The 9,703-nt window shown below is 58.0% G+C and carries 6 protein-coding genes; 1 reads left to right on the top strand and 5 read right to left on the bottom strand.

The window, feature by feature from the left end:
- Window positions 1-32 precede the first annotated feature (32 nt).
- On the bottom strand, window positions 33-512 hold the full coding sequence (locus tag IE00_RS19135; protein ID WP_072298760.1) for a very short patch repair endonuclease: 480 nt from the start codon (window positions 510-512) through the stop codon (window positions 33-35).
- Window positions 513-601: 89 nt separating this feature from the next.
- On the opposite strand from IE00_RS19135, the gene IE00_RS19140 reads away from it, so the two are divergent.
- The gene (locus IE00_RS19140) at window positions 602-2,092 is read left to right on the top strand and encodes a DNA cytosine methyltransferase (protein WP_072298761.1); all 1,491 of its coding nucleotides are present in this window, start codon (window positions 602-604) and stop codon (window positions 2,090-2,092) included.
- A gap of 5 nt (window positions 2,093-2,097) precedes the next feature.
- On the opposite strand, the gene IE00_RS19145 is transcribed toward IE00_RS19140, so the two are convergent.
- The 4 genes from IE00_RS19145 to IE00_RS19160 are packed head-to-tail and all read right to left on the bottom strand — an operon-like array spanning window position 2,098 to window position 9,285.
- A complete protein-coding gene (locus IE00_RS19145) occupies window positions 2,098-4,182 on the bottom strand; it encodes an AIPR family protein (protein WP_072298765.1) in 2,085 nt (694 codons plus the stop codon).
- Between the two features lie 9 nt (window positions 4,183-4,191).
- Entirely contained in the window at window positions 4,192-5,130 is a 939-nt protein-coding gene (locus IE00_RS19150; protein ID WP_072298762.1) for a PD-(D/E)XK motif protein, read from the bottom strand.
- Window positions 5,123-7,834 carry a Z1 domain-containing protein gene (locus IE00_RS19155; RefSeq protein WP_240494014.1) on the bottom strand — a complete coding sequence of 904 codons (2,712 nt, stop codon included), beginning with the start codon at window positions 7,832-7,834 and terminating at the stop codon, window positions 5,123-5,125. Before IE00_RS19155 ends, IE00_RS19150 begins: the two co-directional genes overlap by 8 nt.
- A gap of 29 nt (window positions 7,835-7,863) precedes the next feature.
- Window positions 7,864-9,285 (bottom strand): ATP-binding protein, encoded by a 1,422-nt coding sequence (locus tag IE00_RS19160; RefSeq protein WP_205949725.1) that lies wholly within the window; start codon window positions 9,283-9,285, stop codon window positions 7,864-7,866.
- Window positions 9,286-9,703: the final 418 nt, after the last annotated feature.

The raw sequence follows: 9,703 nt of genomic DNA on the forward strand, positions 1-9,703 counted from the left end.
CCCCCCCCCCGGTTTGCCGAAGAGCTTTTGGTTCAATGACTGGGCTGTTTTATTGTCTTCGTATCGAAACCGCCAATGACAAAGTGTTCCACCTCGCAGTCTTGTATGGATCGGACCAGCTGATCAATCGCTCCGGCAGCGTGTTTGCTGGTTAGCGCGCATTCCCAGATGATGGCAGTTCTCCAGTTCAAAGAGGCCAACTCCGCCAAAGCGCGTTTGTCTCGATGGACGTTTGCTCGGAATTTGTTGTCCCAGAAGTCTGCGTTAGTGCTCGGCGTAGTCGCTTTGCGGCATCCTGGATGTCGATGCCAGAAGCAGCCGTGGACGAAGATGGCAATACGCCACTTGGGCAGAACGATGTCCGGTGATCCCGGCAGCTTCCTGACATTGAGGCGAAAGCGGAACCCTGATGTGTGCAGGGACCTTCGCACTATCAACTCCGGTTTTGTGTTGCGCCCTTTAATACGAGCCATGAGCGCGGAGCGCGTTTGGGGATCCATGATGTCGGTCATTCAAGGGATATGGGTAACCTAATCTGTCTTTTCGACCTGGATCAGATCGAAAGTTATGGGCTATTAGCGCCTTGAAAGCGAGGGATGCCATGGCGCTCAACTACGGAATCATTGATCTGTTCGCAGGGCCCGGCGGCCTAGGCGAAGGTTTTTCCCAAGCAGGCAAGGACGAGGGGGCGCCGATGAAGATACGCATGTCGATCGAGATGGATCAGCATGCGATTGCCACCCTGCGGCTCCGATCCTTTCTGAGATCTTTCGAGGACGGGTTCCCGACGGAATACTACGAAGCAATGCGAGGCAGCATTTCATTCGACGATATGCTGACGCGTTACCCGAAAGCGTGGCGGAAAGCATGCGATGAGGTCAAGCAGCTCGTTCTGGGTGAGGAGGGCGTATTTGAGTGCATCGCCCCCATCTTGGACGAAACTCGTGAAAGGTTCGACGGGAACACCATTCTGATCGGCGGTCCACCTTGCCAAGCCTATTCGCTTGCCGGACGCTCGCGCAACAAGGGCAAGACCGGATACGTCGCCGAGAAGGACGAAAGGCATTACCTTTATCGGGAATACGTTCGAATCCTTCAACGGCTCAGGCCGGCGGCGTTCGTGATGGAAAACGTCAAGGGCATGCTTTCGAGCAAGGTGGATGGCGGTGGGATTTTCGGGCGGGTCTTAAACGACTTGGAAGAAGCCGCAGACGGCTATCGCCTGATCCCCTTGGCAGTCGGGGCGCCCCAAGATGGTTCGCGTGCTGCAGCAGTGGATTTTCTTGTCAAGGCAGAGGAATACGGCGTCCCGCAAGCCAGGCATCGCGTCATCATCGTCGGCATCCGAAGCGATTTGGCAGATCCCAGAAAGCACCCGCAGCCGTTGCTCGCCCGATCACCGACGATGACCGTGGCAGCGGCACTGCGAGGTATTCCACCACTGCGCAGTGGTCTTTCCTCGCAAGATGGCGCATCCGCATGGCAGGCGGCTGTCCGCGATCACGCAGAGCGTATTACGGCACTGGACACACTGCCTGAAGGCATTGTTCAGATCCTGCGTCGAGTTGCACGATCGAACGCGTTGCCGGTGGACCGTATCGTCCGCTCTCTTCCTACGTTTGAAAGCGACAACCCCCTGAGAGAATGGCTGGCCGATCCACGTCTTCTTGAGCTTTCGCATCATGAAACGAGGGGGCATATCCGCGAGGATCTCGGGCGCTATCTCTTTTCTTCTGCTTTCACCGAAGCCACAGGGCGTTCGCCCAAGCTGGCCGAGTTTCCGGATTGGCTGCAGCCAGAACACCGGAACCGCGAAACCGGGAACTTCGCGGATCGCTTCCGAACTCAGGCAGCGATCCGCCCCTCCAGCACCGTCACCAGCCACATATCGAAGGATGGGCACTATTTCATTCATCCCGACCCGATGCAGTGCAGGTCGTTGACGGTGCGAGAAGCCGCTAGGTTGCAGACCTTCCCCGACAACTACTTTTTCTGCGGACCGCGAACCAAGCAGTATCATCAGGTCGGCAACGCCGTCCCTCCCTATTTGGCGTGGCGGATTGCGAAGGCGTTGCGTGGTATCTTGCCCTGAGAAAGTTATTCGGCAGCGGCGCTGCTTCGGAAGCCTTCTCTTTCAAGGCGATCGAGGACGGAGATCGCCATTGTCGTCTGTCGTTCGGTCGGTAGTTTCGCGGGGATTTTGGCGCAGATGCCCAATATGCTGAACTCGGTCGGGCTTAGGAGGCGACGCTTTCGACCCCATGCCTGTGCTTCCGCCCAGAAGACCGCGCCCAGTTCAAGAACCCGAACTTGATCCGCAACGTCCTCCGACAGTTTGCGGTCGTTCCGCTCGTCTTGCACCGCATCCCTTACTTCTTCGGGATCGACCAACAAGTCTTCGAGATCCTCCGGGTAGGCCAACTTGTGCTTCCTGAACTGCTCCCAGCATGCTTGTTTCTTGGCCCACTCGCTCAAGTTTCGCACCCCTGCCGGTGGGGTCGTGATCGTATTCTGCGCTTCCGCCGCTGCGATCAGCAGGGCTTCCTCAAGCCCCGCGGGTAGATCTTGAGCCCGCCAGATTCGTGCCAGGTCAATCGCTTTGTCCCGCTCTTTGACGTCGGCGGCCACCTTTGCAATCGCATAGGTCACGATGTTGGCACGATAGCCGCCTTCATACCACTGGGCGCCCGAGACCAGTTTCTCGAGCTTTCGGTAGATTATCGCTTTCGCGATCAGTTGCCTGAACCAGGCGTCGTCGATCCGATCGCCGCTTCGGCCCCAGACTTTCTCGATCGACCGCGCAAAAGCGCCGAAGTTCTTCTGAGCGCCTTGACTGACGATATGAGGCTGCCCGCCCCAAGTGTTTTCGAACTTGGCCAGATCGGTCTTGGTGAAAAATTGCGATCGGGGGAACTCGGCGTCCCACTTACTCCGTTCAGTGACGGTCATCTTGGATCGCGCGTCCGCATACTGTCCCCGGGCCCGCTCGTAGAACCATTTTGTTTCTCGATAGCCTTGCTCTCCCGATGGCGCGAGAAGCTTGCGAGAAAGTTCTTCGATCCTGATGTGGAACGGGTGGTTCGCGAAGAAGTCCGCTGCGTTCACCTTGTTCTGACTGTTCGCATATTCCGAGATGCGAGGGACGACGTTCTCGGACAAGACGCTGGGAACGATGCTCAGCTTCATCTGGACGAAGATGTCGTCCATGTTGGCATTGGGAAGTCTCGAGGCTGCATGCAGGGAAGCCGTGGTCTGCCCCCCGTTCACGATTTGAAGATTGGCTGCGGATTTCAGGATCAAACCCTGATCCGTCTGCTCGACTTCGACCTCTTCGGCTGTCGCGGCAAGTCCGTTGTTGTAGCTGAGAAACATGTGAGGTTCTTCCAGGATGGTCTTGCGGATGCCACGATTGACCCCTCCTTTCCCCTGGAGAAAACTGCGCACGTTCGATTCCAGCAGGCGCGCGCCCCAGACATCATAGATATCGGCAAGTTGCCTGCCGGGAATGACTGCGATGTAGCTCTCTAAGGTCGCATCCGTTCCCGAGGCTTTCAAGACGGGGACCCCGCATCCGAACTGTTCGCTGAATCTGATAGTCATGTCCGCACGGGCCTTGCCCTGCTCGACGAACCCGCGGAGCCTCTTCAGATCCCAAACATTGTAAGTCAGAGCCTTGCTGTCAATCTCGCCCGCGGGCATAGCATCTACGCGAGCGCGATTGTCCGAGTTCGTGACATAGATCAGCTTGATCTTGACGATCTTTTCCCACCGCGTTGCGATCATGTCGGCAAGGCCTGCTCCCAAGCTGACCTCTTCGATCGCGTTTCTGAACTTCTCGCTTATGGCGTGGCGGAGGAAATCAAGAAGTTTTCCGAACTGAGCCTTCAGGTCGGCGCCTCGAGTTGTGCGGAGTTCTGGCGTTATCTGGAAGTCACAAAGTATGAGTGCCAGAACGCCGTCGGACTCGTCCGGATCGCCACCAGAACCGGTGACTTGAAGCTGGACCCCTCTTTTGCCGATGCCTCTATAGTGAGCATAGTCGGCCTGTTCGACTTCTCCTGCTTCAGTCAGAATATCGCCTATGCGTTCGAAGAACGCTTCCTGAGCATAGGTGCCCAAAGCGTCTGCATCGCCTTGAATGTCCGCAATGAAAGATTTGTGGAACTCCTCGAGATCCGACATCATGAAATCCTAGCTACAAAGAAAAATATCGTCCGCGACCTGATATGGTGCGCAGACATGCAAATCGATCGAATATCCCACGTTTGAGACCCCTGGGGGCAGAGGAGACGTGATCCGAGGAAAACCGTCCGCAACACGATAGGTGCGAGATGTTCCGATCTTCCATGACCGCGACGAGTCGACTTCTTCGTCGCGATAGCCTGCTGCGATCAAACGTTGTTCCCAAAGCGACATCGCGGTGGGATCGGAATGAAACTTAAGCCCTGTCTCGGCAACATGATCTGCGAGCGTCGGCCCCGCAGGGGCGATCGCCGTGTCGACGTCCAATACCTTGAGATACAGGTCAAACCCAGGGACAGCCTCAAGCTGCGCTTCGGATGATATTGCTATCTTCGCGTTGGCGGCTCCTCTGCGGGCCTTCACCTCGACATGGACCACGAATGTCTCGAAGTCCTTTGGGCTTCCCTCGGGCCCCTTCCACGCTTCGATGGCCGCCCTTGGACCTAACTCCACTGCGAGCTCTCTAAGAACAGCGAGTTCTGCCACCAGTCCACGCTGCTCTTCGATTGTCAGACCCTCGGGACTTCCGCCGCGCAGCAGATGATGCCAACGGCAGGTGCGCTGAACAGCTTTGGACAGCGCCGACTGAACGGTGTCGGCAGCTTCGGCCGCGTCAATGACGTCGCGACACAGCGCTTCGAAAATATCGACCTGAGCCTTGTCGGTCAGCGTCAGACACAGCGTATTGCTGCCATCCACATGCCGATAGGACAGAGAGAGGTTCTTTAACTTCGGCAGCGGGTGAATCTCTTCGACATGATCCGAGAGCTTCATGATCAGCCCCGGCGTGCGGTCGGGCATCCGAACCCAGAAGATGTCGTGCCTGCCGCGGCCGTCCACGCGGATGCCGGTGTCAGGCTGAAGCTTGTCCCAAGGCGTTTCAGACATTGGACACTTCGTCCTCATCGGCTTCATCGTCTTCCCCGAAGAGTTCGCGGAACTTTTGCGTGTTCACGACATACTCGACGCGGACGCCCGGCACCGCCGATGTTGGCAGGCTCATCCCCCAACCGACGACGGGGCTTTGTGGGAAGTTCGCAGGCAGTTCCTTGGACTGCCCATCCGGACCTTCATAACTATCTTCCCGAATCTTCACGATCTGCAGCACGAAGAGCGGGCGTTCGCGCACCCTTCGGTAGATGCTGTCAGGATAGTTGACCTTGCCGGTCTGCTCGTTGACCTTGCCCGGGTATTCCTTGCGATACTTGTCTTCGGCCTGCTTGGCGGCGATGGCATCGACACCGATCTTCTCAACGCCGCGGGAAGCGATCCTGGCCTTCTTGTCGCCGATCGACAGCAAGTCCTGTTTCAGGTCTTCCAAGCCAATCTTGCGCATCTGTGGTCCGATCACCCAAGCTCCGTGCTCGAACGGCTTGCCGTCCCCCTTCACGCTGGCGACAAGAACGTCCCAGTGCTCCAGCTCGTCCTCGACACGATCATTGATGTATGAGCGTATCGGTTTGGTCTGCGTCAAGAATGCCGCCTCGTGGTTCTTCCATGCCGCGAGAAAGTCTAGGACGTGCTTTGCGGGCACCTCCTCGAACAGGAAGCCGCCGGTGACCTTGCGGTCATCGTCCGGCAGATGGCCGGACCGAGACAGCTCGTCGAGGAACCGCTTGGCCGCATCCATGTTGTCGGGAGCGTCTTTCACTCCCAGCTTGGCAGTCTCGACCCAGGCATTGGAAAGACCAACATTGACCACCTTCTGGCCCGAACCCATCTTGTTGCGCGCAGTGACCAGAAGCGCGCTCGGGTGACTGCGGACGGCTAGGCCGAAATCTGCAGGCGTCAGCTTCGCGCTCTCCATGTTCTTCAGTTCAAGATGAAGTTCGGCGGTGGCCTCCGCGATGTGGGAATACCAGTCGATGGCCTCTTCTGGCATCCAGATGCGGCACAGATCCTCGTAGCCTCCGCGATACCCGAACCAGCGGCCCATCTGCATGAGCGTGTCATACATCATCGTGTTCCTTAGGAACCATGTGACCGTCAACCCTTCGAGGGTGAGGCCCCGCGAGAGCGAGAAGCCCCCCACCGCGATGACGGTCTGCCCCGTCTCGCCGCTGGAGCCGTAGTCGAGCCCGTTGCCGCGGCTGTTGACCTCGACCACCTTTGCCGAGGCGATGGCCTCGAGCAGCGCTGCCTGGATCTTCTCCCACTCGAATCCGCAACCGGCATACTCTTTCAGCCACACGTCTCGGAGAGCTGAGATCTCCGGGTCCGCCAAGCCTGCTTTCCCAAGCGATCCATTGATGCGGACGGCGTTCTGGATGGTGACAAGGCGTTCGTGGATGCGGTTGCGAATGCGACCCTGGACCGACGTGAATCGACTGGCGTTGACCAGCATCGAGCAGTGCTTCGAGGCCTGTCCACGCAGATTGCGGATCGTCCGTGCCAATAGGAAGGCTCGAAGCGCAGCGTCAAGGGACGGGGGCAACTCGGACATGTCCTGATCGATCCTGTGCTTGATCGGAAGCAGATCCTCGTTGTCCCTGATGTGGCGGAGCCATACCGGAGGGCCGTCTTCCGGCAAGCCGTCGATGAAGACCTTCCCGGCACCGAAGTAGTTGCTGGGCGCATCCAGCCCGATGATGAAGTGCTTCGGGAAAAGGTCCTCCTTCAGCGCGTCGTCATACTGGTCCGGATCGACAAAGATGTTCGCGAAGGGCGTGGCGGTGTATCCGACATAGCAACTGCGGTTGAAGGTCGCCAGAAGATCACGGATCTGCCCGTTGATCTTGGTGACCTCCTCCTTGGCATACTTGGTGTTGATCGAAGCGTTGTCCGCCTCATCGTCGATCAGAAGCATGGGCTGATCGATCATCTGATCATGACCCGTTGCGCTGTTGTCCTTTAGCCAGTCGAGCAAATTCTTAAGGGTGCTCGGGTTCTTCTTGATGACCAGCACCACGGGCACCTTGTAGGAGTCGATCTGACTGGTGTTCGACGAAGCCGTGTCCTTGTGGAAATCCCTTCTGGTGTTGGTCAGGCTTACCGGCACCTTCCTGTCGTCGAACAGGCCGACCCCGATGGTGTGGTCGCCCTTCTGCCTTGCCCGGCCCGTATCTCGACCGATGAAGCCCTCGTCGATGCGTTCCTGGGTCTGGTTGCGCAGGTTGTTGTGGATGCCCGCGATGACGATGATTAGGCGATACCCTGCATCGGCCGCCTTGCAGATCAGGCCGGTGTAGTTGGCCGTCTTCCCACTCTGAACATGGCCCACGACCATGCCACGCCTGTCCCAGCGCTCCTCGAGCCTAGGGTTGCCAAGCCGGCCTAGAATACGGTCGGTGATTGCGTCCGTGCCGGTGACGACATCTTGCGGAAGTCCGTTCTTGAGAAGTAGCTTTTTGTATCGCTCCCAGTAGAAGGGCGTGATGGAAGCCTTGGCATCGTCGAGCCAAGGAACGAAGTTCGCGTCGTCGACCATGGCACCGAGGCCCATGGAGACGCTGAAACGGCTCTCGATATCCTTCGCGAGCAGCTCGAGCGAGGCACCGTCGGCACCTACTCCAAGCAGCGTGTTGAAGCTGGAGATCATCTCGCGGAGTTCCACACCGGTCTTACGCTGATGCGCGAGGGACTGGGAGATCACCGAGTCGAGATGTGCAAGTTGAGAAGTCATTATCGGTTCACCTCTCGTCCGGCGATGAGCGCACGAACGCTTTCCCTGTGATGCGTGAGCGGTTCCGTGGAGCATAGAACCTGAAGGACGTCGTTTTCTGACATCCCTGTCGAAAGCAGTGTCCCGACCGCCTGATCGACGGATTCGGCGATCTCCTCGAACTCCGTCCTTTCGGCCTGCACCTTCTCCGCGCCACCAAGCATGTCGGCATGAAGCGCGGGCATGGGGAGGCCTGCACCCAGTAGCTTGACGCACGTTCGAAAGCCGTTGCGAAACTCCTCTGGCAACGATTGCAGGAAACCCGAGATGGCGGGGTGATCGGCGTTCGGTCGATACACGATGGCGCCATCCCGCTGGAATCTGCTCCAGAGAGGCAGATTGGCTTCGTCGGTAAGCTTTCGCCCGCGTCGCTGATAGGTCCGCTTTGAGGTGCCCTGCATTCGCTCTACAATCCTTCGCAGGCGTTCACGGACGACGGGCGGCATCTGTGCCGAGGCTTTGCGGACGTCGATTTTCCAATCCGCATCCATCGTGTTCGGGATGTCGACTCGGACACGGGACAGCTTGGTCAGCTCCGTGGCTCGCGCCAAGCCCAGCCACCCGCCGGCAATGATAAGCCTGCGTTCTCGATAGACGTAGAAACCTTGTGCACGCAGATGACCCTCCGGCCCGCCAAGTTCCTCCCACTCGGCCTTGGTGACCCGCCCGTGGTGCGGGATGGTGAAGGACTGGGTGACAACCTCTCCGTTCGTAAGCGGAAGCCGTTCCTCCTCGCCAATCTGCGTGGCCATATGTCGGCTTGCGAAGGGGTCGAGGGGATTCAACCTGCGTCCGTTTAGGAAGAGCCGTAGCTGGGGCCGTGCTCCCTCCATGTAACGATGGAAGCAGAGCCGCAAATGATGTTCAGCGCCCGAAAGCGCTGCATTGATCTCCGCCGCCCGCTTCACCGAGTCGTCCCTGTAGTTGGTGGAAAGGCGATCCAGCTTTCTCCAAATCACGACCGTTCCGTGATCGCCCAGCCCCTCCGTGGCTGGCTGAAGGGCAGGTTCCTCCTCGACGAGAACCTCCCATCGGTTCGTTTTCGATACCTCGTCCAGATCCCAGGTGGCCGAATTCATTCGACCATCCTTGCGGCTGATCACGGTCAGCATCCTGCACTGCGAGAAGCTCGCGCTCTTGAGGCCAAGGCCGAAGCGACCGAGGTCGTGCGTTTCGCGCTCTGCCAAAGGATTGTGCGTGCCGGGCCTCATCGCTTCGATGAGCTCGTCCTTCTGCATTCCGAAGCCATCGTCCCTGATCGCGATCCAAGGATTTTCCGAGATCGTGTCGGCCAGGATATGTATCGTGCTTGCTCCCGCGGTGATCGAGTTGTCGATCACGTCCGCCATGGCGGTTTCAAGGGTATAGCCAAAATCACGCATCCCCTCGATCAGTGATGCGGCATGGGGGGTAGCGTCCGCCGTTGTTATAAAGTTCATTTTCGAGATCGCATGTAAAATACGGTCCTACGGTGTCTCCTTGACACGCGTTCCGTCAAGCCCTGCACCGTTTAAATATCTATTGTTGCCGAAGCGTAACTTGAGCCGTTTGCGGCAGTAAATATCTATCTATAAGTCGATGGCTATAATGGCTGAACCGTACATGGTTTGCCTGAGGCTCCAACTCCTGAGTAAGGTGGAGCATCATGAGCAAGACAACGAACAAGTTTTCCCCTAGTGTGCGCGAACGCGCGGTGCGGCTGTGGTCTGCCCCCTGAAAAGTGGTCCTCCCTGAGGTATGGCTTTTGAGCCATTTGGAGGATGCAGGAATGCCCCAGAAAAAGCACAAGCCGGAGGAGAT

Origin of the sequence: Paracoccus sp. SM22M-07 (genome assembly GCF_001887735.1) — a bacterium.
In the GTDB taxonomy this organism is placed as follows: Bacteria; Pseudomonadota; Alphaproteobacteria; order Rhodobacterales; family Rhodobacteraceae; genus Paracoccus.

Coding starts and splice junctions, on each gene's coding strand:
- IE00_RS19140 (WP_072298761.1), top strand. CDS start 602: ATGGCGCTCAACTACGGAATCATTGATCTGTTCGCAGGGCCCGGCGGC.
- IE00_RS19150 (WP_072298762.1), bottom strand. CDS start 5,130: ATGTCTGAAACGCCTTGGGACAAGCTTCAGCCTGACACCGGCATCCGC.
- IE00_RS19145 (WP_072298765.1), bottom strand. CDS start 4,182: ATGTCGGATCTCGAGGAGTTCCACAAATCTTTCATTGCGGACATTCAA.
- IE00_RS19135 (WP_072298760.1), bottom strand. CDS start 512: ATGACCGACATCATGGATCCCCAAACGCGCTCCGCGCTCATGGCTCGT.
- IE00_RS19160 (WP_205949725.1), bottom strand. CDS start 9,285: ATGCGTGATTTTGGCTATACCCTTGAAACCGCCATGGCGGACGTGATC.